This is a genomic window from Streptomyces coeruleorubidus, from assembly GCF_028885415.1.
In the GTDB taxonomy this organism is placed as follows: Bacteria; Actinomycetota; Actinomycetes; order Streptomycetales; family Streptomycetaceae; genus Streptomyces; species Streptomyces coeruleorubidus_A.
On sequence record NZ_CP118527.1, the window covers coordinates 8,545,596 to 8,570,614 of the forward strand.

Genomic DNA, 25,019 nt, shown 5'->3' on the forward strand with positions numbered 1-25,019 from the left:
GCCGGTCCCGGGCGCCTGAGTCGGGGGCTACTCAAGTCGCCCTGTATCAGAAGTGAGTAGCCGCGCTCATGCATGTGTGACGACTTACGAACGGGACGCGACGACGCTGGAGCTGCCCTGGCCGTTCGCCGGGCGGGAGGACGAACTGGAGCTGGTCCGCCGGTCCCTGGCCGGCGGACGCCGCGGCATGGTGGTGACGGGCCCGGCGGGCTGCGGCAAGACCCGCCTCGTCACCGAGGCGATCCGCGGCACCGACTGCGCCCGGGCGGCGGGAACGCCCGAGAGCCGGGCCATCCCCTTCGCCGCGTTCGCCCATCTGCTGCCCGAGGCGGTCACCCTGCACCGCGCGGTCCAGCTGCTGTCGGGCGTACGGATGTTGGTCGTGGACGACGCCCAGCTGCTCGACGACGCCTCCGCCGCCCTGGTCCACCAGCTCGCCGTGCACGGCCGCACCCGTCTGCTGGTCGTCGCCACGGACGGCACCGCGATACCCGGCGCGATCTCCCGGTTGTGGACCGGTGAACTGCTGCCGCGTCTCGCCCTGGAACGGCTGCCCGAGGAGGAGACCGCGCAGCTGCTCACCGCCGGGGCCGGCCCCCTCGAACCGCTGACCGTCAACCGGTTGCTGCGCCTGAGCCAGGGCGACCTGCGGCTGCTGCGCGAGCTGCTGGGTGCCGTTCGCGGGCTGCTGACCCCCGTGCCGGGCACCGGCGAACGGGCGTGGCGGGGCCCGGTGCCGCTGACCACGGCCGTCCGCGAACGCACCGCCCGTGTCCTCGGCCGCACCTGCCCGCTCGAACGGGAGACCCTCGACCGCCTCGCCTTCGCCGAACCCCTGTCGCCGACCCTGGACGACCTGGACCTCGGGGCCCTCGAAGTCCTGGAGTCCGACGACCTGATCGAGGTCGACGACCTGGGCGGCGTCCGCCTCGCCCACCCCCTCCACGGCCCGGTGCTCAGGGCAGCGGCGGGCCGGCTGCGCGCGCGCCGGCTGTCCCGGACACCGGACGCGTACGCCGCCGCCCTCGACGCCGAGTCGGCCGCACTGGCCCGCCGGATCGACCAGGACGACGTACGGGCGATGCCCACGCCGGTGGGGGAATGGCTGGTCGACGAAGGCGGCCCGCTGACCGGCCGGTACGCCGCCGCACGCGCCCGTTTCGCCCGGTTGCGGGGCGAGTTGAGGGAGGCGGCGGCCTGGGCGAGGGAGGGCCTGCGGGGCGATCCCGAGGACGCGTCGTGCCGGGAGGAACTCGCCCGCTCCTGCGCACCGGTGGACAGCCGGGGGGACCTGGACCTCGAAGCCCTCGCCGACCCCTACGACGCCGTCCGCCTCGGCGTCCCCGAGAAGGTCATCGACCGGCTGACCGGCGTGTTCGCCCGGCACGCCGACGCGCTCACCCGCGCCGACGGCCCCGCCCTGGACGAGGTGGCCGAGGAACTGGAGAGGCGCGGCTTCACGCTGTTCGCCGCGGAGGCGCACGCCCAGGCCGTGCGCGCCCACCGCGATCCGAGCGCCGCCCGGCACTCCCGCACCCGGGCCGTCGCCCTGGCCCGGCGCTGCCAGGGCGCCCGCACACCCGCCCTGTCCGGGCTGGTCCTCGGCGAACTCACCGCCCGGCAACGGCAGATCGTCACCCTCGCGGCGGCGGGCCTGAGCAACCGGCAGATCGCCGAACGCCTCACCCTGTCGATCCGGACCGTCGGCAACCACTTGTACAGCGCCTACGCCCGCCTCGGCGCGAGCGACCGCGGTGCCCTGCCCTGGCTGACGGAGATCCCGCAAGCCCAGCCGGCCTGAGGCCGCACCCTGACCGGCGGCCTGACCCGAACAGGGGACGGGTCAGGCCGCCCCGAACGCCGAGAACGCCCAGCCCGTGGCCTGGTGCAGCGCGTCGCCCGGCAGGGCGGCCCGGGCGTCGCGCAGCGCCTCCGCCAGGGACAGGCCGGCCCCGAGGCCCTTGTGCAGCGCGAGCATCAGCGGCACCACGGCAGCGTCGTTGACGGGCGCGCTGCACGCCACCACCCCGGCCGTGCCGAGCGGCAGCAGCGCGGTGACCAGGCCGAGCAGTTCGTCGGCGCCGACAGAGGCGAGGAGGGCGGTGTCGCAGCAGGACAGGATGATCCGGTAGGGGCTGCGGTCCAGACGCTCGAAGTCGTGCACGACGATCGGGCCGTCGGCCATCCGCAGCGAGGAGAACAGCGGGCTGTCCGCGCGGAACGTGCCGTGCGCGGCGATGTGCGCCAGCGCGGCACCGTCCAGCTCCTGAAGCACCCGCGGCACCCGCGCCTCGTCGTCCTCCAGGACCGTCGCGCAGGCGTAGCGGCCGGCCAGTTCGGGCACCTCGGCGCCGCCCGTGGCCAGGCCCGGGCCGCGTACCAGCACATGACGGCCGTCCGGCGGCGGCGTGGTCTCCCGGGCCCGCAGCCAACTGCCCGCCGACGGCGACACGCTGAGCACCCGTTCCCGCAGCGACGGCAGCAGCGCCCATGGCACCCGGTGCAGCCGCCCCGGCGGCACGATCACCACCGGGTCGCCGCCCAGGTGCGCCGCGGCCGGTCCGAGCAGCAGCTCCTCCAGCCGCCGCCCCGCGGCCTCCACCACCGCAAGCCGCGCCTCGGCCCCGGGGTGCGCCAGCCGCCGCAGCCCCGCCTGTACGTGCTCGGCCTCGGTCTCCGCGTCGGCCAGCAACCCGGCCTCGAACCTGCGCACCCGCCCCTGCCCGCACAGCAGCACCTGCACCCGCCCGTCGAGCACGGCGAGTTCCACCAGCCGTACCTCGTCGCCCAGTCGCTCCAGCAGCCGGCCGACGTCGAAACGGTCGCCGTCCCCGGGGGCCTCGCCGCGCATGTGCAGCGTCCGGGAGCGGATCTGCCGCTCCAGGCGCCGCTGTTCACGCTCCAGTGCCGGAACCGGCCGGCCCTCCATCCGGGCGGCCTCCGCGCGGGAGGCGATCTCACGGAAGGCCGTCATGCCGCTGAGCAGCTCCGGGTCGGCGGGCGGCCGGGTCGGCGGGGTGGACAGCACGGTGGCACGCCAGCGCTCGCTCCACACCAGCAGCCGCCGCGGGCCGCCGGAGACCAGACTGGCCCGCCCGGCCAACGCGGCCAGCTCCGCGCCCTGTTCGGTCGCGCGGGCCCGCAGCTCCGAGGCGCCCAGCGTCATCCGGTGGTCGTCGAGCACGTCCAGGCCGCGTCGGCACGCCTCCAGGACGCCCCGGGTCGACCCCGCCGCTCGGGCCCGCAGCGCCTGCGCAGCCCAGCCCGTCATCCGCGCCAGCGGCGGGCCGTTCCGCCTGCTGCGGGCGGCGACGGCCAGATGCCGTTCCGCGTCCGCCGTCCAGCCCAGGCCCAGCGCGATCCGGCCCGCGAGCAGCGACGCCTCCGGCGCGGCCGGCGCGCCGAAGGCGGCCAGCTTCTCGGCCACCCGGGCGGCGTCGGCGACCAGCCGCCCCGAGCCGCGCCCGGCCGCGTGCCGCGCCTCGATCAGCACCAGCCGGGCGTGCGTCTCCCACCAAGTGCGCCGCTGCCCGGCGAACAGCCGTACCGCGAGGGCGGCCCGGGCGATCGCCGTGTGCGGGTCCCCGGCCAGCCGTGCGGCCCGCGCGGCGGCCAGCAGCAGCTCCGCCTTGCGCGTGGACTGCCCGCCGATCCCGTCCAGCCTCCCGATCGCCGCGTCCGCCTCGGCCAGCGCCTCGGGAGCCAGCCCGGCCGCCATCAGCACCTCACAGCGCCGGATGTTCAGCATGAACGTCGGCGTGCCCAGCCGGGCGTACCGCTCCTCCGCCTCGTCGAGCAGCCGCAGCGCCGCCGGCACGTCACCGGACCGGAACGCGGCGAGCCCCCGGCTCTCCACCGCGTCGGCCTTGTCGTGCTCCTGGCCCGTGGTGTCCCACAGCGCCTCGGCCGCCGTGAAGTCCGCCTCGGCCCGCTCCACCGCCCCCAGCGCCAGATGCACGGTCGCCCGCAGGGTCAGCGCCCGCGCCGTCCAGATCACGTCCTCCGCCTGGCGCAGCACGGGAATCGCCCGGCGTACGTCCTCCAGCGCCTGGCGATGGTGACCGAGCACCCACCACACGTACGCCCGCCGGTACAGCACCCGCGCCCGCGTGTGCCCGCCGCCCCGCGCGACCCCTCGCTCGAACGCCGCCAGGCCCTCCCGGGTGCGGCCCGCGTGCACCAGCGCCACGCCCAGGGTGGCCAGCACGTCCGCCTCCCGGTCGGCCGAATCCGCCCGCGCCGCGAACTCACGGGCCCGCCGCAGATGGTCCAGCGCGAGCCGCAGATCACCGAAGTCCCGCTGCCAGATGCCGATCACCTGATGCGCGACGGACGCGTGCAGCGAGGACGGGTCGGCGTCGAGCAGCGCCCGGGCCCTCGCGAGAGCCTCGCCCGGGTCGGCGAACACCATCGGCAGCAGTTCCTGCACCGAGTCGCTTCCCGCTGTCACGCCTCGGATGGTAGTGGCCCCGCAACCGCACCACACAGGGTTGGCGCTGTATCAAAAGACCGCCCGGCGGCTCTTGTCGACGAGTACCGACGACCGTTCGCCGCACCGACCGATGCCGTCGCCCAGTGGGAGGACCCGCATGGCACCTCAGCGATTCCACGAGCAGTTCGACCAGATCCAGCGCGCGATGCCGGACGTCCCCCTCGCGATGGGACCGGACGACTCGGCCGAGTTCATGTACGAGAAGGGCGTCGTCCTCGTCCGCGACGGCGAGGAGGCCCGGATCGTAGAGGACGCCGTACGGGCGCACTTCACGGCGGCACCCGACCTCGACCAGGACCAGGTCCGTCGGGCGGGCCCGCAGACCAACCGCAGCGGCGTCACCCGGATCCGGGTCGGCGACCCCGGCGAGGGGAGCCGGGGAGCGGACCGGGCCGTCGCGCAGGCACTGCGGGCCGTGCGCGAGCGCGAGGCCCGGGCTGGGCACCGGATCGTCGCCCGCAACCACGTGGTGCACATCGCGGTCAACGCCTGCCCCGGCGACGAACCCGTACCCGTCCCGGCGAGCGAGCCGCCCAACCCGGCGGCCGCGGACACCGCGTACGACCCGGACACCGCCGTCGGCGTCCTCGTCGTCGACACCGGCCTGACGCACGACTACCGCTCCTGCACGCTCCTCGCCCACACCGACGGCGACGCCCAGGTCCAGGAGTGCGACGAGCAGGGGATCCTCCAGCAGTACGTCGGGCACGGCACGTTCATCGCCGGGCTCGTCGCCGCCGTCGCGCCCAACACCGACATCACCGTGCGCGGCAGCCTCAACGACGCGGGCGCCGTCCTGGAGTCGGAGTTCGGCGAGAAGCTCTTCGAGGCCGTCGACGCCGGCGGCTGGCCCGACGTCCTCAGCCTCTCCGCCGGCACCTCCAACGGCCGCACCGACGGCCTGCTCGGCGTGGAGAACTTCATGCGGGAACTGCGCGAGCAGCGCACCCTGCTGGTCGCCGCCGCCGGCAACAACGCCAGCGCCACCCCCTTCTGGCCCGCCGCCTACGCCGACCTGCCCGGCTGGGAGGACTCCGTGCTGTCGGTCGGCGCGCTGCGCAGCGACGGCGAGTTCGGCGCCTGCTTCACCAACCACGGCCCGTGGGTGAAGGTCTACGCCCCCGGTGAGCGCCTCACCAGCGCCCTCACCGGCTTCGGGACGCCCGTCCCGTACATCTACCAGCACTCCACGTACGACGCCTGCCGCTACGGCTTCAATTACGGCTGCACCTGCCGGCACCCCCGCCACACCGGTGTGCTGAGCGACGAGAACGCCTGCGCCAAGCCGGACCAGGTGATGTTCGAGGGGTACGCGCAGTGGAGCGGCACCTCCTTCGCCACCCCCGTGACCGCGGGCCTGGTCGCCGCCCACATGACGGCGCACAAGGAGACCGACCCGCGCGCGGCCCGGCGGCAACTGCTCGCCGCCGGCACCGGGTTCGCGGAAGTGCGCGGGGCGCACGTACCCGCGCTGCACCCGCCCACCTGGCGCCCCGTCCCGGTCGTCCGTCACGCCCCCGGGCTGTGAGGGCCGGAACCGCCCCCTCCGCGGCGTACGATGACGTGCCGTACTCGAGGGGTGGGGCTGCCGTGGACCGTACTGATGCCGGCGCGCTCGTCCAGGCCGCCGCCGACGGCGACGCGGCGGCCTGGAAGGCGCTCGTGGAAGGGCTGAGCCCCCTGGTGTGGTCCGTGGTGCGGGCCCACCGGCTGTCCGACGCGGACGCCCACGAGGTCTACCAGACCGCCTGGTTCCGCTTCGCCCAGCACCTCGGGCGGATCCGGGAACCCGGCAAGGCGGGCGCCTGGCTGGCGAGCACCGCGCGCCACGAGTGCCTGAAGGTCATCCGGAGCTCGCAACGACTGACCCTGACGGACGATCCGCAGCTCCTGGACCGGGTCAGCGAGGAGGGCACGCCGGAACAGTCGCTGCTCGACTCCGAGGAGGCCGCCGCCCAGAGCGAACGGGTACGGCGGTTGTGGCAGGAGTTCGAGGAACTGGGCGAGCGGTGCCGGCAGTTGCTGCGGGTGCTGATGGCCACGCCGCCGCCCAGTTACCAGGACGTGTCCGCCGCGCTCGGGATCGCGGTGGGCAGCATCGGGCCGCTGCGCCAGCGCTGTCTGCGGCGCCTGCGGGCCCGGCTCGAAGCGCGGGGGGCGATATGAGCGACATGAGCGATGGCATGAACGACGACGTGTTCGACGAGGACGCCTGGGACGACCAGGAGTTCGACGCCGGGCTGCTGGAGGAGGAGCTCCGGCAGGCCGCCGCCGTCCTGGACCCCGTGCCGGCGGAGCTCCAGCAGATCGCCGTCGACGCCTACGCGTTGCACGACCTGGACGCCCGCGTCGCGGAGCTCACCTTCGACTCGCTGGTCGACGCCCTCCCGGTCCGGGGAGCCGGCGACGCGCCCCGGATGCTGACCTTCCGGGCGGGCGAGGTGACCGTCGACGTCGAGGTCACCGCACACGGGCTGATGGGCCAGGTGCTGCCGCCGCAGCCGGCCCGGATCGAGGTCCTGGGCGGACCGCGCCCCGGCTCCTCGCTCACGGCCGACGACCTGGGCCGCTTCACCGCCGACGCACCGCCGCCGGGCCCGTTCGCCCTGCGGCTGCGGACCGGCGGGGACGTGGTGGTGACGGAGTGGCTGCGGGCGTAGGCCCCAGGACTCAACAGGCGCAGGGCAGCGTCCTCGGTCCCCGGATCATCCTCTTCCACCGCCAGGCCACCTGGTCGGCGGGGACGGCGAGCCGTAGCCCGGGCAGTCTGTCCAGCAGGGTCTCGACGAGGAGCTCCGTCCGGAGAGGCTGCTTTCGGCCCGGTCGGCGGCCTCGGCCCCGCCCGACGTGGAGATGATCTGCCGGGTCCAGCAGCGCACGCCTACGGTGAAGGAGCCGGCGACGGCCTTGCACAGCCGGTTGTGGTCGGGCTGGCCGGCGAAGGCGAGAGAGCCGGGCGGCGGCTCATGGGCGGGCCATCCGCGTCACTTGACGCCCGGTCACCTCCGCGCGGCTGAACCGCGGATCGTTGGTGCTCGGCTTCACCTCGTCGTGGCGGGTGGCCAGCCACGCCCGTCCCTCACCGTGCGGCAGCCGGATCCGGGTCGGCGGCCCCTCGCGCAGCAGCTCCGCGAGGACCGGGTCGAACCGTGGTCTCCTCCCGTTATGCCCCAGCCGGTGACGGTCAGCCGGACACGGCGTCGACCAGGCGGGCCAGCGCGGCGGCGAGCCGCTCGAGGCCGGGGCCGGCAAGGCCGCCCGGCTCGGTCATGTAGGTGTCCCGGCGGATCTCCACCATGAGCGCCTCGACCCGCGGGTCGGTCCCGTAGAACTCCAGCGGCACGTACGCCCCGCTGAACGGGCTGTCGAGCTCCGTCTCCCCGAACGCCTGCCGCGCGGCGTCCAGCAACCCGGGAGAGGTGTGGAAGGAGTCGGTGCCGAGACACACCGGCGGCCTGGCCCCCTCGCCGTGCAGCTCGTAAGGCAGCCGGGCGCGGGGATAGGAGTGCACGTCGATGATCACGGCCCGCCCGGTGGCCGCCAGCCGGTCCGCCACGGCCTGCGTCATCGCCCGCGCGTACGGCAGGAAGTACCGCTGGACGAGCGGCCCGGCTTCGACGTCGCCGGAGCGCAGCACGGCGCCGTGCGTGGTCCGGGTGTAGACCGCGCCCATTCCGACGGCCCGCATCTCCTCCCGTTCGTCGGGGAAGCGCTCCGGGTCGATGACCAGCCGCGACAGCCGGTTGACGAACCGCCACGGGACGACGCCGGCCGCCCCGGCCGCCGCCTCGGCGATCTCCGCCGTGTGCGCGTCCGTGATGTGGTCCAGCTCCCGCGCGAGCTCGTCGTCGCCCAGCACGATGTCCGCCCGCACCGAGGGCGGTATCTCCCGCGCCGAGTGCGGGACATGCAGGATCACGGGGGAGTGCCCGGCGCCGGGCAGGACGTCGAAGGACCGGGGGTCGTCGGTCACGCGGCGGCTCCACGGGCGTTGTCAGGGACGGTGTCAGGGGGCTTGGCTCGAAAGCCCCGCCTCTTCGAACATAACTCCGCCCCGGCCGGGCGGTGCGCCGGCCGGGGCGGAGCGGAGGGACCGATGGGGCCCGGGGCGTCAGCTCAGGGACGCCAGCGCCTCGTTCCACGTGGCGGACGGGCGCATGACCTCGGCGGCCTTCGCCGGGTCGGGCTGGTAGTAGCCGCCGATGTCGGCCGGCTTGCCCTGGACGGCGTTCAGCTCGTCGACGATCTTCTGCTCGTTGGCGGCCAGCGTCTCGGCGATCGGTCCGAAGGCCTTCGCCAGGTCCGCGTCGTCGGTCTGCCGGGCCAGCTCCTGCGCCCAGTACAGGGACAGGTAGAAGTGGCTGCCGCGGTTGTCGATGCCGCCGACGCGCCGGGTCGGGGACTTGTCCTCGTTGAGGAAGGTCGCCGTGGCGCGGTCGAGGGTGTCGGCCAGGACCTGGGCGCGGGCGTTGCCCGTCACCTTGGCGAACTGCTCGAGGGACGGCACCAGGGCGAAGAACTCACCCAGGGAGTCCCAGCGCAGGTAGTTCTCCTTGACCAGCTGCTGCACGTGCTTCGGCGCCGAGCCGCCCGCACCGGTCTCGAAGAGGCCGCCGCCCGCCATCAGCGGGACGACCGACAGCATCTTGGCGCTGGTGCCCAGCTCCAGGATCGGGAACAGGTCGGTCAGGTAGTCGCGCAGCACGTTGCCGGTGACGGAGATGGTGTTCTCGCCGCGGCGGATGCGCTCCACCGACAGCTTCGTGGCCTCGACCGGGTTCAGGATCCGGATGTCCAGGCCCTCGGTGTCGTGCACCGGCAGGTACTGCTTGACCTTGGCGATCAGGTTGGCGTCGTGCGCGCGGGTCTCGTCCAGCCAGAACACCGCCGGGTCGCCGGTGGCGCGGGCGCGGGTGACGGCCAGCTTCACCCAGTCCTTGATCGGCGCGTCCTTGGTCTGGCAGGCGCGGAAGATGTCACCGGCCGAGACGGTCTGCTCGATGAGCGCGGTGCCGTTTTCGTCGACCAGGCGGACCGTGCCCGTGGTGGCGATCTCGAAGGTCTTGTCGTGGCTGCCGTACTCCTCGGCCTTCTGCGCCATGAGGCCGACGTTCGGCACCGTGCCCATGGTGGACGGGTCGAAGGCGCCGTTGGCCTTGCAGTCCTCGATCACGGCCTGGTAGACGCCCGCGTAGGAGGAGTCCGGGATGACCGCCAGCGCGTCGTGCTCCTGCCCGTCCGGGCCCCACATGTGGCCGGAGCTGCGGATCATCGCCGGCATCGAGGCGTCGATGATGACGTCGGAGGGCACGTGCAGGTTGCTGATGCCCTTGTCGGAGTCGACCATCGCCAGCTCCGGGCCCTCGGCGAGCTCGGCGTCGAAGGAGGCCTTGATCTCGGCGCCCTCGGGCAGGGCGTCCAGGCCCTTGTAGATGCCGCCCAGACCGTCGTTCGGGGTCAGGCCGGCCGCGGCGAGCTTGTCGCCGTACTTCGCGAACGTCTTCGGGAAGAAGGCGCGCACCACGTGGCCGAAGACGATCGGGTCGGAGACCTTCATCATCGTCGCCTTCAGGTGCACCGAGAACAGCACGCCCTCGGCCTTGGCCTTGGCGACCTGCGCGGTCAGGAACTCGCGCAGCGCGGCGACCCGCATCACGGAGGCGTCGACGACCTCGCCCTTGCGGACGGGTACGGACTCGCGCAGCACGGTGGTGGTGCCGTCGTCGCCGACGAGCTCGATGCGCAGCGCGCCGTCCTCGGCGATCACCACGGACTTCTCGGTGGAGCGGAAGTCGTTCTGGCCCATGGTCGCCACGTCCGTCTTGGACTCGGCGGACCAGGCGCCCATGCGGTGCGGGTGGGACTTGGCGTAGTTCTTGACCGACGCGGGGGCGCGGCGGTCCGAGTTGCCCTCACGCAGGACCGGGTTCACGGCGGAGCCCTTGACCTTGTCGTAGCGGGCGCGGATCTCGCGCTCCTCGTCGGTCTTCGGGTCGTCCGGGTAGTCCGGCAGCGCGTAGCCCTGGCCCTGGAGCTCGGCGATCGCGGCCTTGAGCTGGGGGATCGACGCCGAGATGTTCGGCAGCTTGATGATGTTGGCGGCGGGCGTCTTGGCGAGCTCGCCGAGCTCAGCGAGCGCGTCCGGGATGCGCTGGTCCTCGGTCAGGTACTCCGGGAACAGGGCGATGATGCGCCCCGCCAGCGAGATGTCGCGGGTCTCGACGGCGACACCCGCCTGCGAGGCGTACGCCTGGACCACCGGCAGGAAGGAATACGTTGCCAGGGCCGGGGCCTCGTCAGTGTGCGTATAGATGATGGTCGAGTCAGTCACCGGGTGCTCCGCTCCACGTCTGCAACATTGCTCGACATCAAGATATCTCGTGATCGACCTCGTCTCGACAGGGGTCCGCGCCCAGTTTCGGTGACCGGGACCCGGGAGCCGTCCGGGCGAAAGCGGACGAGGGGACATCGCAGTGGAGTGACGGCCCGGGCGGCCGCGCTCACCGGCACGGTCGCGGCTCTGACCGGCCGCGCCGCGGGGCTCCGGAAGACCGGACGCGTCCCCCCGGGGCCCCGAGAGCAGGTGGCCGAGAAGCTGCGGATCACCTCGGCGCGTACGCTCCCCGCGAATGCCCGGGCCACGCGCCCGGCGAACCGCGGGGACTCGCCGGCGGCGGCTCGGCCGCACCGGGCGGCTTGACCGGCGACCGGACCGCGGACACGTACCGCTCACGCTCGCCGCTCTCCGATCGCCACCGAGGTGGTGCAGATCACGGTCGGCGGCTACGGGCACCCGCGGCTGTACGGGACGAGGACGCCGTACAGCCGGTGGGACGGGCACCGCTACGAGAACCGGCCTCAGTCGAGCCGGGCGGAGGTCATGTCGCCCGGCTCGGTCTCGCCGGTCCGCTGCTGGGGGATGACGACCCCGCCCTGCTGGAGCGCCACCGTCCGGGCCGGGGCGGGGATGCGGATGCCCTCCGCGCGGTAGCGCTTGTGCAGCCGCTTGATGAACTCGTGCTTGATCCGGTACTGGTCGCTGAACTCGCCGACGCCCAGGATGACCGTGAAGCCGATGCGGGAGTCGCCGAAGGTGTGGAAGCGGATGATCGGCTCGTGGTCCGGCACGGCGCCCTCGACCTCGGTCATCGTCTCGGCGATGACCTCGTTGGTCACCCGCTCCACGTGCTCCAGGTCGCTGTCGTAGGCCACCCCGACCTGGACCAGGATGGTCAGCTGCTCCTCCGGCCGCATGAAGTTGGTCATGTTGGCCATGGCGAGCTGGCCGTTGGGGATCACGACGAGGTTGTTGGACAGGTTGCGGACCGTCGTCTGCCGCCAGTTGATGTCCTCGACGTAGCCCTCCTCGCCGCTGCTGAGGCGGATGTAGTCGCCGGGCTGGACGGTCTTGGAAGCGAGGATGTGGATGCCCGCGAAGAGGTTGGCGAGGGTGTCCTGAAGCGCCAGCGCGACCGCCAGACCGCCGACGCCCAGCGCGGTGAGCATCGGGGCTATGGAGATGCCCAGCGTCTGGAGCACCACCAGGAAGCCGATCGCCAGGACCAGGATCCGGGTGATGTTGACGAAGATCGTGGCCGAGCCGGCGACACCGGAACGGGATTGGGTGACCGTGCGCACCAGGCCGGCCACCACCCGCGCCGCCGACACCGTCGCCACGAAGATGAGCAGCACCGTCAGCACCTGGTTGGTGTGGTGCTGCACCGTCCGCGTCAGCGGCAGCGCCGCCGCCGCGCCCGCCGCGCCACCCACCACCGCGGCCCACGGCAGCACGGCCCGCAGCGCGTGCACGATGACGTCGTCCCCGCTCCAGCGGGTGCGGTCGGCGTGCCCGCCCAGCCAGCGCAGCAGCATGCGCAGCGCGAAGGCCGCCAGCAGGCCCGACGCCAGGGCGATGCCGGCGAAGACCAGATCGTCCGCGGTGAGCGCCCGGTTCACCTGTCACCTCCGGGAAGCGGAACTGCGGCGAACGCCGTCGCCGGCGGCCGGATGTGAAGTTTCGTCACGTCGTCACCTGTTCGTCCTACGGGATGCTCGATCGTGCGCGACCACCCTGACCTGCGGTCGGCGCAATCGTTCATCCTGCCGCATCCCGCACGGGGTTTCGTACCGGGGAACGGGCCAAGCCGGGGGAGTTCCGCCAGGGCACTGAGCGGCCTGTCGGGCGGTCAGATCACCTTCAGCCGTACCAGCGCGCCCAGCGTCAGCGCGCCGGGCAGCAGCGGCAGCCAGACCGTGATGACCCGGAAGGCCAGCACCACGGCCGTGGCCACCGCGGCCGGGCCGCCCGCCGCCACCAGTGCCACGACCAGCGCCGCCTCCACCGAGCCGATCCCGCCCGGGGTGGGCACCAGCGCGACGGCGACCGTCGCCGCCAGGTAGGCCACCGCCATGTGCGCGGGCGGCACGTCCAGCCCCACCGCCCGGCCCACCAGCACCAGTACGGACGCCTGCAACGCGGGGAAGGCGAAGGCCCCGCCCCACAGGGCCAGGGCCCGGGCCGGGCGGGTGTGCACCGAGCGCGCCTCGCCGAGCGCCGTCCGCAGGAAGGACAGCACGGCCGAGCGCACCCGCCGGACCAGGGTCAGTACGGCCACCGCGATGACGAGCACCACACCGGCACCGGCGAGCAGCGGGCCGAACGCCGTCTGAGGAACCAGCGTGCCGAGCCGCAGCGCGTCGGGGAACGCGACGAGCAGGGCACCCAACAGGGCCACCCGGCCGATGCTCTCCGCCAGCAGATACAGCGCGAGGGCGGCCGAGGAGCGGGCGAGCGGCAGCCCGCACACCGTCATGAACCGCAGGTTGACCGCGCTCGCGCCCAGCCCCGTAGGCAGCAGGTGGTTGGCCGCGCCCGCCGCGAACTGCGTGGCGAGCAGCCGCCGTCGGGGCAGCCGCTCGACGACCGCCCCCTGCCGGGTGCAGGCGGCGGCGACCCAGGTCAGACAGGTCGCGCCCACCGCGGCCAGCAGCCATGGCCACTCGGCGTTGCCCAGATGCGCGAAGCCCTCGGCCAGCACCGACCGGTGCCGCACCGCGACCACGGTGACCAGCAGGAGCGGAAGCAGACACAGGATCTGACGCAGGCGGCGGACCGGGACGCGACGGGGGAGTCGTCCCGGGCGGAGTTCGGGGAGTTGTACCGCTGTCACGTCCGCTGAGGCTTCCCACGCCCCGCCAACGGCGGGTTGCGGATGTGCGGACGGCGTCTTACGTGCGGGGAGCGGCTGGGAGGAGAACGTCATCGGGGCCTTTGCGGGGGGACGGGGAGAGGGGGTTCGGGCCGATTGTGCGGGATGTCTGGGCGATGTGCGAGCGCCTTGACCTCAAGATTGCTTGAGGTTCTACGTTTCCTCCCATGAGTATGGAGACCACAGCGTGGACACAACTGCACAGCGTCATGAACGCCCAGGAGGAACGCCGCCCCTTCGCCCTCGCCACCCTGCGCCGCATCGGCGCGTTCGCCCGCCCGCACCGGCGTCGCATCGCCCTGTTCGTCCTGCTCGGCGTGGGAACCGCCCTGCTCGCCGTGGCGACCCCCGTCCTGGCCGGGAGCGTCGTCGACGCGATCGTCTCGGGCGGCACCGAGGACACCGTCGTACGCCTGTCCCTGCTCATCGCGCTGATCGCGGTGGCGGAGGCGGCACTCGGCATCCTCGGCCGCAGGCTCTCGGCGACCCTCGGCGAGCACCTCATCCTCGATCTGCGGACCGCCGTCTTCGACCATGTACAGCGCATGCCGGTGGCGTTCTTCACACGCACTCGTACGGGCGCCCTCGTCTCCCGGCTCAACAACGACGTCATCGGCGCCCAGCGCGCGTTCAGCAACACCCTGTCCGGAGTGGTCAGCAACCTCGTCACGCTGCTGCTCACGCTCGCCGTGATGCTCACGCTGTCCTGGCAGATCACCCTGCTCGCGTTGGTGCTGCTGCCGGTGTTCGTGATCCCGGCCCGGCGCATGGGCCGCCGTATGGCGCGCATGCAGCGGGAGGCCGCGACGCTGAACGCGGCCATGGGCACCCGCATGACCGAGCGCTTCTCCGCACCCGGCGCCACCCTGGTCAAGCTCTTCGGGCGTCCAGAGGAGGAGTCGGCGGAGTTCGCCGAACGCGCCCGCCGGGTCGCGGACATCGGCGTCCGGACGGCGACCGCCCAGGCCGCGTTCATCACCGCCCTCACCCTGGTCTCCGCCCTCGCCCTGGCCCTGGTCTACGGCCTCGGCGGCGCCCTCGCCCTGCGCGGCACGCTGGAGCCCGGCGCGGTCGTGTCGCTGGCGCTGCTCCTGACCCGGCTGTACGCGCCGCTGACCGCGCTCGCCGGGGCACGGGTCGAGGTGATGAGCGCCCTGGTCAGCTTCGAGCGGGTCTTCGAGGTGCTCGACCTGAAGCCGCTCATCGAGGAGAAGCCGGACGCGCGCAGGGTGCCCGACGGGCCCGTCGCGGTCGAGTTCGACGACGTCCGCTTCGGCTACCCCGCCGCCGACAAGGTCTCCCTGGCCTCCCTGGAGGAGGTCGCCACGCTCGACAAGCGGGGCGGTGACGAGGTCCTGCACGGCATCTCCTTCCGCGCCGAACCGGGCCAGACCGTGGCGCTCGTCGGCTCCTCCGGCGCGGGCAAGTCGACCGTCGCGGGGCTGCTGCCGCGCCTGTACGACGTCGACGGGGGCGCCGTACGCGTCGGCGGCGTCGACGTCCGCGACCTGAGCGCGCGGTCCCTGCGGGAGACCCTCGGCATGGTCACCCAGGACGGGCACCTCTTCCACGACACCGTCCGCGCCAACCTCCTCCTGGCCCGCCCCACGGCCACGGAGAGCGACCTGTGGGACGCCCTGCGCCGGGCCCGCCTCGACGACCTCGTACGGTCCCTGCCCGACGGCCTCGACACGGTGGTCGGCGAACGCGGCTACCGCCTGTCCGGCGGGGAACGCCAGCGCATGACCATCGCCCGGCTGCTGCTGGCCCGGCAGCGCGTCGTCATCCTCGACGAGGCCACCGCCCACCTCGACAACACCTCCGAGGCCGCCGTCCAGGAGGCACTCGCCGAAGCCCTCGAAGGCAGGACGGCGGTCGTCATCGCCCACCGGCTCTCCACGGTCCGGACGGCCGACCAGATCCTGGTCGTCGAAGCCGGCCGGATCGTGGAACGCGGCACGCACGAGGAACTCCTGGCGGCGGGGGAGCGGTACGCGGAGCTGTACCGGAGCCAGTTCGGCGGGACGGAGAGCGCGGTCGTGGACGGGGCGGCCGCGTAACACACCTGACCTGTGTGAACGCCTCCGGGCGCGCATCCGTACCCCTGACGAGTACTCCTGCCTGCCCGCGAGGGCAGGACGGTTCGCACCCGGAGAGGCGACGTGTCCCGGCAGCAACCCCCCGCACGATCCAACCGCCGGTCCCTGTCCCGCGCCCACCGGCTGGGCGCCGCCGCGCCGGCCGCCGCGCTGGTCGTCCTTCCCCTGGTCGCCGCCTGCGGCGGCGGTGACGACGACAAGCCGGCCGCCGGCGGCAGGACGGCGGCGCCGAGCGCGTCCGCCGCTCCCGCCGCCGGCGTCGTCGCGCCGGCGAAGGTGGAGGTGATCGCCGGCCTGACGGGCTGCCAGGTGAAGATCCGCACCGAGGCGGAGGAGCTGCGCGAGGGTGTGTGCCACACGAAGAAGGGTGACTACCTCATCACCACCTTCCCCGAGGAGAAGCTCAAGGAGACCTGGCCGGAGTCGGCCAGCGTGTACGGGGGCAAGTACCTCGTCGGCATGCGCTGGGTCGTCAGCGCCAAGCCGCAGATGCTCGAACCGCTCCGCGCGAAACTCGGCGGCACCGTCCGGGAGCTGCGGGGCGTCGGCCCCGGCGCGGACGCCTCCTGACGTCACTGCGGTCCGAGCCGGCGGACGAGAGCGGCGACCTGCTCGTCCTGCCGGGCCAGGTACGACTCGAAGGCACGGCCGGTGGCGAACACGTCTCTCCAGCCGTGCCGGCGCAGCTCGGCCCGCCACTGGCGGGAGTCGTGCAGCTCGGTCAGCGCCTCGACCCAGCGCCGCCGGTCGGTGTCGCTGATGCCGGGCGGGGCCACGATGCCCCGCCAGTTGTCGAAGACCAGGTCGATCCCCGAGGACTGCAGGGTCGGGACACCCGGCAGGACACCGACCGGCCGCTCGCCGGTGACGGCCAGGACCCGCAGCCGCCCGGCGCGGATCTGGTCGAGGAACTCGCCGAACCCGCTCGTGGCGACGTCGACCCTGCCGTCGAGCAGCGCGGGCAGCAGCTCACCGCCCCCACCGTCGTACGGCACGTACGCGACCTTCCTCGGGTCGATGCCGACCGTCTGCGCCAGCCGCATCGGCAGCAGATGGTCGGGACCGCCGACGGAGGAACCGCCACCCACCCCGAGGCTTCCGGGATCCTTGCGCCAGGCGGCCACCAGCGCGCCGATCGTCCGGTACGGCGAGTCCTGCCGGACGACGATCGCGCCGGCCTCTTCGACGAGGCGTGCGATCGGGGTGGTCTCGGTGACGGTCACCCTCGACCCCGCCGCGTGCGCGGCGCCCACGACTCCGAGGCCCATCTGGAGGGCGAGATCGCCGTTGCCCCTCTCGTCGGCGAGGCGCTGCAGGCCCACCGTGCCCCCGGCGCCGGGCAGATTGAACACCTGCACGTCCGTGGCGATCCCGGCCTCCTCCATCACCCGGGCCGCGGTACGGGCCGTGGTGTCGTAGCCGCCGCCAGGGGTGTTGGGCACCATGAGCCGCAGGTCCCGCGCCGGCCCGTCGCCGGGCCACCCACCGCACGCGCCGGCCGCCAGCAGGGTCAGGGCGGACAAGGCACCGAGTAAGGCGCGTGCGGGGCCTCTCATGACACCTCACTTCCGGTTTTCCCGGGCCGGCGTCATGATTGTGCGACTCGGCACACGAGCCGCCCCACCTGTGTCGGCATTGAAGATTGAGTTCATTGTGGTCGCCACCTTTCGTCGCCATTCGCTCGCGGGCGAGATGCTGGTGCTCCAGCTCGCCATCGTCGTGGTGGTGCTGCTGGCGGTCGCCGCGGTCTCGCTCGCCCAGTCGCAGGCCACCTTCAACCGCGTCGAGGGACGCCGGGTGAGCGCGCTGGCCGAACAGCTGGCCGCCAACCCCCTGGTGCGCAGCCAGCTGGTGCGTCCCGTGCCCGGGGAGACGCTCGCCCCGCTGGTGCACGCCACGCAGGCGCACTCCGGAGTGACCTCGGTGACGGTGGCCGACGCCTCCGGCCGTATCGTCAGCTCCACGAATCCCACGGTGGTCGGCGAGTGGCTGCCCCTGGGGCAGGGCAGCCACCGGGCGCGGGGCTGGGCGGGGCAGCTGACGCTGGACGGCAACCGCGAGCTGGCCGCCCAGGTCCCCGTCCTCGGGGCGACCGAGGAGAACCTCGGCCGGATCCTCGGCACGGTGATGATCGGCGAAGCCGATCCGACCGTCTGGCAGCGGCTCAGCGGCGCCTCCTCGTACCTGCTCGCCTATCTGGGCATCGCCAGCGGGCTCGGCGTGGCCGGCTCCTGGCTGCTCGCGCGGCGCGTGAAGCGGCAGACCCTCGGGCTGGAGCCGGGCGAGATCGCGGGACTCGCCGAGCACCGGGAGGCGATGCTGTACGGCATCGCCGAGGGCGTGATCGCCCTGGACCCGCAGCACCGGCTCACCCTCGTCAACGACATGGGCCGCCGCCTGCTCGACCTGCCCGAGGACTGCGTCGGCCAGAGCCTGGACGGCCTGGGCATCGACGGACGGCTGCGCGACGTGCTGGCCGGGACCACCGCCGCCGACAAGCGGGACGAGGTCGTCGTCCGCCACGGCCGGGTCCTGGTGATGAACCGGATGACCGTCACCAAGGACGGCCGGCTCCTCGGCTCGGTCACCACCCTGCGCGATCGCACCGAACTGGCCCGGCTGGAGCGGGAGATCGGCTCCTTCCGCAGCTCCTCGGAGCTGCTGCGGGCGCAGGCGCACGAGTTCGCCAACCAGCTGCACACCATCTCCGGGCTGATCCAGATCGGCGAGCAGGACGAAGTCGTGCGCTACATCCGCGCGTTGAACCAGCACCGCCAGTCCCTGGACGTCACCCTCAGCCGCCGCGTCCGGGACACGGCGGTGGCCGCGCTGCTGATGGCGAAGGCGTCCCTGGCGGCCGAACGGAAGGTCAGCCTGCGCATCTCGGACGACACCGCGCTGGAGCGGCTGGCCGCGCAGGACGCCGCCGACGTGGCGACCGTGGTGGGCAACCTCGTGGACAACGCCGTCGACGCCGCGGCGCCCGACGGGGAACGGTGGGTCGAGGTGGCGTTGCGGCAGGACGCCTCCAGCGTGGAGATCGTGGTCCGCGACTCGGGGCCGGGCGTGGCTCCCGAACTGGCCCGCGAGGTGTTCTCCCACGGCTTCACCACCAAGGCCGCGCGGGAGGGCGAGCGCGGCATCGGACTGGCCCTGACCAAGCTGGTCTGTGAACGGCACGGGGGAGAGATCTCGGTGGCCAACACCCCCGACGGGGCCGTGTTCACCGCACGCATGACCGTCAGCCACCTCGCCGAAGCGGTGGCGGAAGGAGCGGCCCCATGACCGGAGCGCGCGACATGACCGGAACGCACGACAAGGCGGGCACGATCGACGTCCTCGTGGTCGACGACGACTTCATGGTGGCCCGGGTCCACCGCGCGTTCGTCGAACGCGTCGAGCCGTTCCGGGTCGTCGGCGTCGCCCACACCGGCGGACAGGCGATCGAAGCCGTGGACGAACTGCGCCCCGACCTCGTCCTGCTCGACCTGTATCTCCCCGACCTCTTCGGCCTCGACGTCATCCCGCGGCTGCGCACCGCAGGCCACGACTGCGACGTCATGGTCATCAGCGCCGCGCAGGAGGCCGACGCGGTCCGCGGCGCCGTCCGGCAGGGGGTCGTCGACTACCTCCTGAAACCCTTCGACTTCGAGGACCTGCGCTCCCGGCTGGAGCGCTACGCCGCCCAGCGGGGCCGGCTGCTCACCGCGGTGGTGCGGGGCCAGGCCGACATCGACCGGGTCCTGGCCGGAGCGGGCGTCCCCGCACCGGCCCCCGCGCTGCCCAAGGGCATGAGCGTGGAGACCGCCGAACTCGTCGAGCGGGCCCTGCGCGAGGCGGACGGCACCCTGTCCGCGTCCGAGTGCGCCGCGCTGACCGGCGTGTCCCGGGTGAGCGCCCGCCGTTACCTGGAGTACTTCCACGGCACCGGCAGCGCGGAGGTGTCCCTGCGCTACGGCGTCGCCGGCCGGCCCGAACGACGGTACGCCTGGCGGGCGTGACTCCCCTGCCTACGGCAGGCCGTTGCCCTGCTGAGGGTCGGGCGCCCGCAAGGGGGAAGGCGCGGGCGCCGGGACGGAGACCGTCGAGGCGTCCGGCTTCTGCGTCGTGTCCTGCGCGATCCTCACGGTGTACAGGCCCGGACTCTGGTCACGCCACTGCTCGGATTCCGGTCCGACGGCGGTCGCGGCGGTCAGCGGGAGCACCACGGCCCCGGTGAGCGCCAGTACCCAGCCGAGGACGGGGCTCAGGAATGCGCCGGCAGTCCGGTGGTAGGTGTCGTGGTAGGCCAACTGTCGTCCCGGTGGTTCGACTTGACGTCATGTACTGCCCCCATGGACTCAACTGTCGCAGCTGCCGCCGGCAAAGGGAATCTTGAAACTTAAAGCCCCACGCGCTGCACAGAAGTTTCACAGTCGGCCCTTGGTCAGGGCTGGTCGGTCAGGTAGCCGCCCATGGCGGTGAAGTACTCGGTCGCGGGCAGCTCCCGGCCGTCCTCGGTCCGTACGCGCGTGATGGCCAGGCCGTGGTTGCGGCCGGTACGGGCGTCGGCGCCGGCGACGATCACCACGCCCTCGCCCTCGCGGTAGAAGATGCGTCCGGGCGTGCCGCCGTACCGGCCCTCGGAGACGACGGCGGCGAGGACCTCCAGTCGCTTGCCCTTGTGGAAGGTGAACGCGCTGGGGTACGGCTCGGACTGGGCGCGGACCAGGCGCTCCAGGTCCTCGGCCGGCCAGGTCCAGTCGATGCGGCTGTCCTCGATGGACCGCTTGTGGAAGAAGCTGGCCCGGGAGCGGTCCTGCTTGGTGAACTCCGTCTGTCCGGAGGCGATGAGGTCGAGCGCGCCGATGGTGACCGGGGCGATGAGGTCGACGGTCTTGTGGAACAGGTCGGTCGCCGTGTCCGCCGGCCCGACCGCCACCGCCTCCTGCCGCACGATGTCGCCGGCGTCGAGTTCGTCGTTCATCATGTGCGCGGTGACGCCGACTTCGGGCTCGCCGTTGATCAGCGCCCAGATCAGCGGGGAGAAGCCGGCGTACTTCGGCAGCAGCGAGTCGTGCACGTTCAGTGTGCCGTGGCGCGGCAGGTCGAAGATGCGCGGCGGAATCCACGTACGCCAGTTGTTGGCCACGATGATGTCCGGGTCGGCTTCCTTGAGGCGCTCGAACAGCTCGTCATCGTCAGGGCGGTTGCGGATCACGACCGGTACGCCGTGCTCCTCGGCGAGGTCGGCGACCGAGTCGCTCCAGATCTTCTCGTACGCGTGCTCGCTCTTGGGGTGCGTCACGACCAGGACCACGTCGTGCTCGGAGTCCAGGAGGGCTTGGAGGGTGCGGTGCCCCCAGGTCTGGTAACCGAACATGACGACCCGCATAGGGTTCCTCCTCGAAGCAGGGAATGGCCGTGGCCAGTAAAGCAAGGCTTACCTAAGTGGTCAACGGGGCCGCTCTGCGCGCGTGTTGGGCGTCCATCCCCGCTCGCGTGTCCGTTTTGTCTATGGACAGCCTCGCGGGATGAGCTTAGCCTTACCTAAGTTTTGGGTGGTGCCTCTTCGGCGTGCCCGACTGACGATGGGAGTGACATGGCACAGGCTCGTCCTGGCGACGCCCCTTTGATCCACGACCTCATAGGCATCGGCTTCGGGCCGTCCAACGTGGCCATGGCGATCGCGCTCAGCGAGCACAACGCACGCGCCGGTGGGGAGGAAGCGGTCTCCGCTCACTTCTTCGAGCAGCAGCCGCGCTTCGGCTGGCACCGAGGCATGCTCATCGACGACGCGACCATGCAGGTGTCCTTCCTCAAGGACCTGGTGACGCTGCGGAACCCCGCCAGCGAGTACAGCTTCCTGTGCTACCTCAAGAGCCAGGGACGGCTGATCGACTTCATCAACCACAAGAACCTCTTCCCGCTGCGGGTGGAGTTCCACGACTACTTCGAGTGGGCCGCCGGCCAGGTCGACGACATGGTCTCCTACGGCCACGAGGTCGTCGGCGTCATGCCCGTCGTGCGCGACGGCGTCGTGGAGTACCTGGACGTGACGGTCCGTTCGGGGGAGGGCCTCGAGGTCCACCGGGCCCGCAACCTCGTCCTCGGCACCGGCCTGCGCCCCCTGATGCCGAAGGGCGTGGAGCGCAGCGACCGCGTCTGGCACAACTCCGAACTGCTGGGCCGAGTCGACGCGTTGGAGGGCACCTCGCCCGCCCGGTTCGTCGTCGTGGGGGCCGGGCAGAGCGCCGCCGAGAACGTCGCCTACCTGCACCGCCGTTTCCCCGAGGCCGAGGTCTGCGCGGTCTTCTCGCGCTACGGCTACAGCCCCGCCGACGACAGCGCCTTCGCCAACCGGATCTTCGACCCCGAGGCCGTCGACGAGTTCTTCGCCGCGCCCAAGGACGTCAAACGCCGGCTGATGGACTACCACGGCAACACCAACTACTCCGTGGTGGACATCGACCTGATCGACGACCTGTACCGGCAGATGTACCAGGAGAAGGTTCTCGGCACCGAGCGCCTGCGCTTCCTCAACGTCTCCCGGCTCACCGGTGTCACGGAGACACCGGACAGGGTCAGGGCCACCGTCACGTCCCTCGTCACCGGCGAGGAGACCCTCCTGGACGCCGATGTCGTGGTGTTCGCCACCGGCTACAGCCCCGCCGACCCCGTCGGTCTGCTCGGCGAGGTGGCCGACCGCTGTCTCCGCGACGACGAGGGCCGCGTCCGCGTCGAGCGCGACTACCGCATCGCGACGGAGTCCGACCTGCACTGCGGCATCTACCTTCAGGGCGGCACCGAGCACACGCACGGCATCACCTCGTCCCTGCTGTCCAACACCGCCATCAGGGTCGGCGAGATCCTGGACTCGCTGCTCGACCGGGGCCGCAAGTCCGCTTCCGACGAGGCCCGGACGGTCTCCGACGGAACCGGCAGCCCCGCCCGTTAGCTCCGCTGGTGAGGCCGTATTGCGACTGCGGGCCGAGTGTGGCCGGTCGCGCCCGCGCGGCGGAGCCGCATATCGAGACGGCCCGCGCCCCTTTGGGGCGCTGCCGTACCCGTAGATCAAAGGGATAACGTACGTCGACATGGGCACGATCGCAGTGGAGCGCCCCGCGTCCAAGGTCACAACTCAGGCCCGTCGGCGGCGAGTTGTGGGCCTGGCCGCGCTGGTGCTGATCCTTGTGGCAGCGGGGGCGGTGTCGTTGGCCGTCGGGGCGCGCGCGTTGAGCCCCGGCGAGGTGTGGCACGGGCTGTTCGCGGCACCGGAGTCCGACCAGCGGCTCACCGAGATCAGGCTCATCGTGGAGACCGTGCGGGTGCCCCGGACGGTGCTCGCGATCGTGGCGGGTGTCGCCCTCGGGGTCGGCGGGGCGCTGATCCAGGGGTACACGCGCAACCCGATCGCCGACACCGGCCTGCTGGGCGTGAACTCCGGCGCCTCGTTCGCCGTGGTGACGGTGATCGCCGTGTTCGGGCTCTCCGACCCGTTCCAGTACCTCTGGTTCGCCTTCCTGGGGGCGGCGGTCGCCGGTGTCGTGGTGTTCGGTCTTGCGAGCATCGGCCGGGGCGCCGGGAACCCGTTGACGCTGGCCTTGGCCGGGCAGGGAGTCACGGTGTTCCTCGCGGCGATGACGACGGCGATCGCGCTGTCGGACCAGAAGTCGCTGAACGCGCTGCGGTTCTGGAACGCGGGCTCGGTGGCCGGAGTGGGATTCGGCGTCATCTGGCCGGTGACCGGGTTCATCGCGGCCGGACTCGTGCTGGCACTGATCACGCTGCCGGCCCTCAACCTGCTCAACCTGGGTGACGACGTGGCGCGCGGGCTCGGGGTGAACATCGCACTGAGCCGGACCATCGGCATCACCGCCATCACACTGCTGGCGGGCGCCGCGACGGCCGCGTGCGGGCCCATCGCGTTCCTCGGGCTCATGGTGGCCCACGTGGCCCGGTACCTGACCGGGCCCGACTACCGCTGGCTGGTGCCGTACGCGGGTCTGCTCGGCGCCATCGTCCTGTTGGTCTGCGACATCGTGGGCCGCCTGGTGGTGCGGCCGAGCGAACTCGACGCGGGTGTCGTCGTCGCTCTGCTGGGCGCCCCGTTCTTCGCGGCTCTGGTGTGGCGCGGAAAGTTCAAGAACGCATGAACAGGACAGGCGTGAAGCCGGACGTAAAGCCGTCGGTGGCGCCGGGCGTGCGGCTCGGCCGGGTGTCGTTCGTGTGGCGGCCGTGGATCGTGTGCGTCTCGCTGCTGCTCGGGGCGGCGACGTTCCTGGTGTTCTGCCTGTCCATCGGCGTCGGGGACTTCCCCATCGGGCTGCCCCAGGTGATCGCCACGATCTTCGGCCGGGGTGAGCAGGTCGACGAGTTCGTGATCATGGATCTGCGGATGCCGCGCGCCCTTGCCGGGGTCGTCGTGGGCATCGGGCTCGGGGTGTCCGGGGCGCTCACGCAGTCCATCGCCCGCAATCCGCTGGCCAGTCCGGACGTCCTGGGCATCACGAACGGCGCCAGCGCGGTCGCGGTGTTCCTGGTGACGGTGTCGGGCGGGACGGCCGCGGCGATCGTCAGCTCCGTGGGCCTGTCTGCGGCGGCGCTCATGGGCGGTCTCGGCACGGGCCTGCTGGTGTACTTCCTCGCCTGGCGGCGCGGGATCGACGGCCTCCGGCTCATCCTCATCGGCATATCGGTGAGTGCCGTGATGGAGGCCCTCACGACCTGGCTGCTGGTCTCGGCCGACATCAGGGACGTGGCCCAGGCCCAGGCGTGGCTGGTCGGCTCGCTGGACGACCGGTCGTGGGACGAGGTCCAAGTGGCCGTCTGGGGCACGCTCGTCCTGCTGGTCGTCGTGGCGGGCGCCGCGTTCCAGTTCAAGCCGATGCACCTCGGTGACGACGTCGCCGCGGGCCTCGGCGTCCGGTACTCGGCCGTGCGGGCGGTCCTCCTGCTGTGCGCCGTGCTGCTGGCCGGCGTGGCGGTGAGCGCGGCGGGCCCGGTCCCGTTCGTGGCGCTGGTGGCCCCGCAGGTGGCGATGCGTCTGGCGCGGTGCCCGACGCCGCCCATGGTGGCCTCCGCGCTGGTCGGCGCGCTGCTGCTGACCGGCTCGGACCTGGTCGCCCGTACGGCACTGCCCGTCGGTCTCCCGGTCGGCGTGGTCACCGCGGCGATCGGCGGCCCCTTCCTCGTCTATCTGCTGGTACGGGCGAACCGCAGATAGCTGGTACAAAGTCA

19 protein-coding genes and 1 pseudogene are annotated in these 25,019 nt (G+C 72.6%); 11 read left to right on the forward strand and 9 right to left on the reverse strand.

The window, feature by feature from the left end; all coding sequences use genetic code 11:
• The first annotated feature begins 76 nt into the window (after positions 1-76).
• Positions 77-1,801, forward strand: a complete 1,725-nt coding sequence (locus PV963_RS39420) for a helix-turn-helix transcriptional regulator (RefSeq protein ID WP_274821232.1) — start codon at positions 77-79, stop codon at positions 1,799-1,801.
• A 42-nt stretch (positions 1,802-1,843) separates the two neighbouring features.
• On the opposite strand, the gene PV963_RS39425 is transcribed toward PV963_RS39420, so the two are convergent.
• Positions 1,844-4,411 carry a CHAT domain-containing protein gene (locus tag PV963_RS39425; protein ID WP_274822257.1) on the reverse strand — a complete coding sequence of 856 codons (2,568 nt, stop codon included), beginning with the start codon at positions 4,409-4,411 and terminating at the stop codon, positions 1,844-1,846.
• A gap of 178 nt (positions 4,412-4,589) precedes the next feature.
• On the opposite strand from PV963_RS39425, the gene PV963_RS39430 reads away from it, so the two are divergent.
• The 3 genes from PV963_RS39430 (at position 4,590) to PV963_RS39440 (ending at position 7,152) form a co-directional block, all read left to right on the forward strand.
• A complete protein-coding gene (locus PV963_RS39430; protein WP_274821233.1) occupies positions 4,590-6,020 on the forward strand; it encodes a S8/S53 family peptidase in 1,431 nt (476 codons plus the stop codon).
• Between the two features lie 62 nt (positions 6,021-6,082).
• Complete coding sequence (locus PV963_RS39435) at positions 6,083-6,658, forward strand: RNA polymerase sigma factor (RefSeq protein WP_274821234.1); 576 nt, start codon at positions 6,083-6,085, stop codon at positions 6,656-6,658.
• A 17-nt stretch (positions 6,659-6,675) separates the two neighbouring features.
• A complete protein-coding gene (locus PV963_RS39440) occupies positions 6,676-7,152 on the forward strand; it encodes a hypothetical protein (RefSeq protein WP_274821235.1) in 477 nt (158 codons plus the stop codon).
• Between the two features lie 138 nt (positions 7,153-7,290).
• On the opposite strand, the pseudogene PV963_RS39445 reads toward PV963_RS39440, so the two are convergent.
• The 5 genes and pseudogenes from PV963_RS39445 to PV963_RS39465 all read right to left on the reverse strand — a co-directional run.
• Positions 7,291-7,666, reverse strand: a pseudogene (locus tag PV963_RS39445) (hypothetical protein); the annotation flags it as partial.
• Between the two features lie 10 nt (positions 7,667-7,676).
• Positions 7,677-8,465 (reverse strand): N-formylglutamate amidohydrolase, encoded by a 789-nt coding sequence (locus PV963_RS39450; protein WP_274821236.1) that lies wholly within the window; start codon positions 8,463-8,465, stop codon positions 7,677-7,679.
• A 138-nt stretch (positions 8,466-8,603) separates the two neighbouring features.
• Positions 8,604-10,823, reverse strand: a complete 2,220-nt coding sequence (locus tag PV963_RS39455; protein ID WP_274821237.1) for an NADP-dependent isocitrate dehydrogenase — start codon at positions 10,821-10,823, stop codon at positions 8,604-8,606.
• Positions 10,824-11,350: 527 nt separating this feature from the next.
• On the reverse strand, positions 11,351-12,448 hold the full coding sequence (locus tag PV963_RS39460) for a mechanosensitive ion channel family protein (protein ID WP_274821238.1): 1,098 nt from the start codon (positions 12,446-12,448) through the stop codon (positions 11,351-11,353).
• 230 nt (positions 12,449-12,678) lie between these two features.
• Positions 12,679-13,662, reverse strand: a complete 984-nt coding sequence (locus PV963_RS39465) for a lysylphosphatidylglycerol synthase transmembrane domain-containing protein (RefSeq protein ID WP_425540985.1) — start codon at positions 13,660-13,662, stop codon at positions 12,679-12,681.
• 212 nt (positions 13,663-13,874) lie between these two features.
• On the opposite strand from PV963_RS39465, the gene PV963_RS39470 reads away from it, so the two are divergent.
• Complete coding sequence (locus PV963_RS39470; protein WP_274822259.1) at positions 13,875-15,761, forward strand: ABC transporter ATP-binding protein; 1,887 nt, start codon at positions 13,875-13,877, stop codon at positions 15,759-15,761.
• 102 nt (positions 15,762-15,863) lie between these two features.
• Positions 15,864-16,370 (forward strand): hypothetical protein, encoded by a 507-nt coding sequence (locus PV963_RS39475; RefSeq protein ID WP_274821239.1) that lies wholly within the window; start codon positions 15,864-15,866, stop codon positions 16,368-16,370.
• A 2-nt stretch (positions 16,371-16,372) separates the two neighbouring features.
• Here the strand turns inward: PV963_RS39475 and PV963_RS39480 are convergent, their stop codons facing one another.
• A complete protein-coding gene (locus PV963_RS39480; protein ID WP_274821240.1) occupies positions 16,373-17,356 on the reverse strand; it encodes a Bug family tripartite tricarboxylate transporter substrate binding protein in 984 nt (327 codons plus the stop codon).
• A 97-nt stretch (positions 17,357-17,453) separates the two neighbouring features.
• On the opposite strand from PV963_RS39480, the gene PV963_RS39485 reads away from it, so the two are divergent.
• Both PV963_RS39485 and PV963_RS39490 read left to right on the forward strand, forming a co-directional pair.
• Entirely contained in the window at positions 17,454-19,085 is a 1,632-nt protein-coding gene (locus tag PV963_RS39485) for a sensor histidine kinase (protein ID WP_274821241.1), read from the forward strand.
• Positions 19,082-19,801: a response regulator gene (locus PV963_RS39490; RefSeq protein ID WP_274821242.1), complete on the forward strand. Its 720-nt coding sequence runs from the start codon at positions 19,082-19,084 to the stop codon at positions 19,799-19,801. The genes PV963_RS39485 and PV963_RS39490 overlap by 4 nt, the downstream gene beginning before the upstream one ends.
• Positions 19,802-19,810: 9 nt before the next feature.
• Here the strand turns inward: PV963_RS39490 and PV963_RS39495 are convergent, their stop codons facing one another.
• Both PV963_RS39495 and PV963_RS39500 read right to left on the reverse strand, forming a co-directional pair.
• Entirely contained in the window at positions 19,811-20,092 is a 282-nt protein-coding gene (locus PV963_RS39495; protein WP_274821243.1) for a hypothetical protein, read from the reverse strand.
• A 134-nt stretch (positions 20,093-20,226) separates the two neighbouring features.
• Complete coding sequence (locus PV963_RS39500) at positions 20,227-21,174, reverse strand: methionyl-tRNA formyltransferase (RefSeq protein ID WP_274821244.1); 948 nt, start codon at positions 21,172-21,174, stop codon at positions 20,227-20,229.
• Positions 21,175-21,381: 207 nt separating this feature from the next.
• Here PV963_RS39500 and PV963_RS39505 point away from each other — a divergent pair, with 207 nt between their 5' ends.
• The 3 genes from PV963_RS39505 (at position 21,382) to PV963_RS39515 (ending at position 25,005) form a co-directional block, all read left to right on the forward strand.
• Positions 21,382-22,737: a lysine N(6)-hydroxylase/L-ornithine N(5)-oxygenase family protein gene (locus PV963_RS39505; protein WP_274821245.1), complete on the forward strand. Its 1,356-nt coding sequence runs from the start codon at positions 21,382-21,384 to the stop codon at positions 22,735-22,737.
• A 139-nt stretch (positions 22,738-22,876) separates the two neighbouring features.
• Positions 22,877-23,935 carry a FecCD family ABC transporter permease gene (locus PV963_RS39510; protein WP_274821246.1) on the forward strand — a complete coding sequence of 353 codons (1,059 nt, stop codon included), beginning with the start codon at positions 22,877-22,879 and terminating at the stop codon, positions 23,933-23,935.
• Positions 23,932-25,005 carry a FecCD family ABC transporter permease gene (locus PV963_RS39515; protein WP_274821247.1) on the forward strand — a complete coding sequence of 358 codons (1,074 nt, stop codon included), beginning with the start codon at positions 23,932-23,934 and terminating at the stop codon, positions 25,003-25,005. The genes PV963_RS39510 and PV963_RS39515 overlap by 4 nt, the downstream gene beginning before the upstream one ends.
• The last annotated feature ends 14 nt before the right edge of the window (positions 25,006-25,019 follow it).

Coding starts and splice junctions, on each gene's coding strand:
- PV963_RS39425 (WP_274822257.1), bottom strand. CDS start 4,411: ATGGTGTTCGCCGACCCGGGCGAGGCTCTCGCGAGGGCCCGGGCGCTG.
- PV963_RS39430 (WP_274821233.1), top strand. CDS start 4,590: ATGGCACCTCAGCGATTCCACGAGCAGTTCGACCAGATCCAGCGCGCG.
- PV963_RS39440 (WP_274821235.1), top strand. CDS start 6,676: ATGAACGACGACGTGTTCGACGAGGACGCCTGGGACGACCAGGAGTTC.
- PV963_RS39470 (WP_274822259.1), top strand. CDS start 13,875: ATGGAGACCACAGCGTGGACACAACTGCACAGCGTCATGAACGCCCAG.
- PV963_RS39480 (WP_274821240.1), bottom strand. CDS start 17,356: ATGAGAGGCCCCGCACGCGCCTTACTCGGTGCCTTGTCCGCCCTGACC.
- PV963_RS39490 (WP_274821242.1), top strand. CDS start 19,082: ATGACCGGAGCGCGCGACATGACCGGAACGCACGACAAGGCGGGCACG.
- PV963_RS39500 (WP_274821244.1), bottom strand. CDS start 21,174: ATGCGGGTCGTCATGTTCGGTTACCAGACCTGGGGGCACCGCACCCTC.
- PV963_RS39505 (WP_274821245.1), top strand. CDS start 21,382: ATGGCACAGGCTCGTCCTGGCGACGCCCCTTTGATCCACGACCTCATA.
- PV963_RS39510 (WP_274821246.1), top strand. CDS start 22,877: ATGGGCACGATCGCAGTGGAGCGCCCCGCGTCCAAGGTCACAACTCAG.
- PV963_RS39515 (WP_274821247.1), top strand. CDS start 23,932: ATGAACAGGACAGGCGTGAAGCCGGACGTAAAGCCGTCGGTGGCGCCG.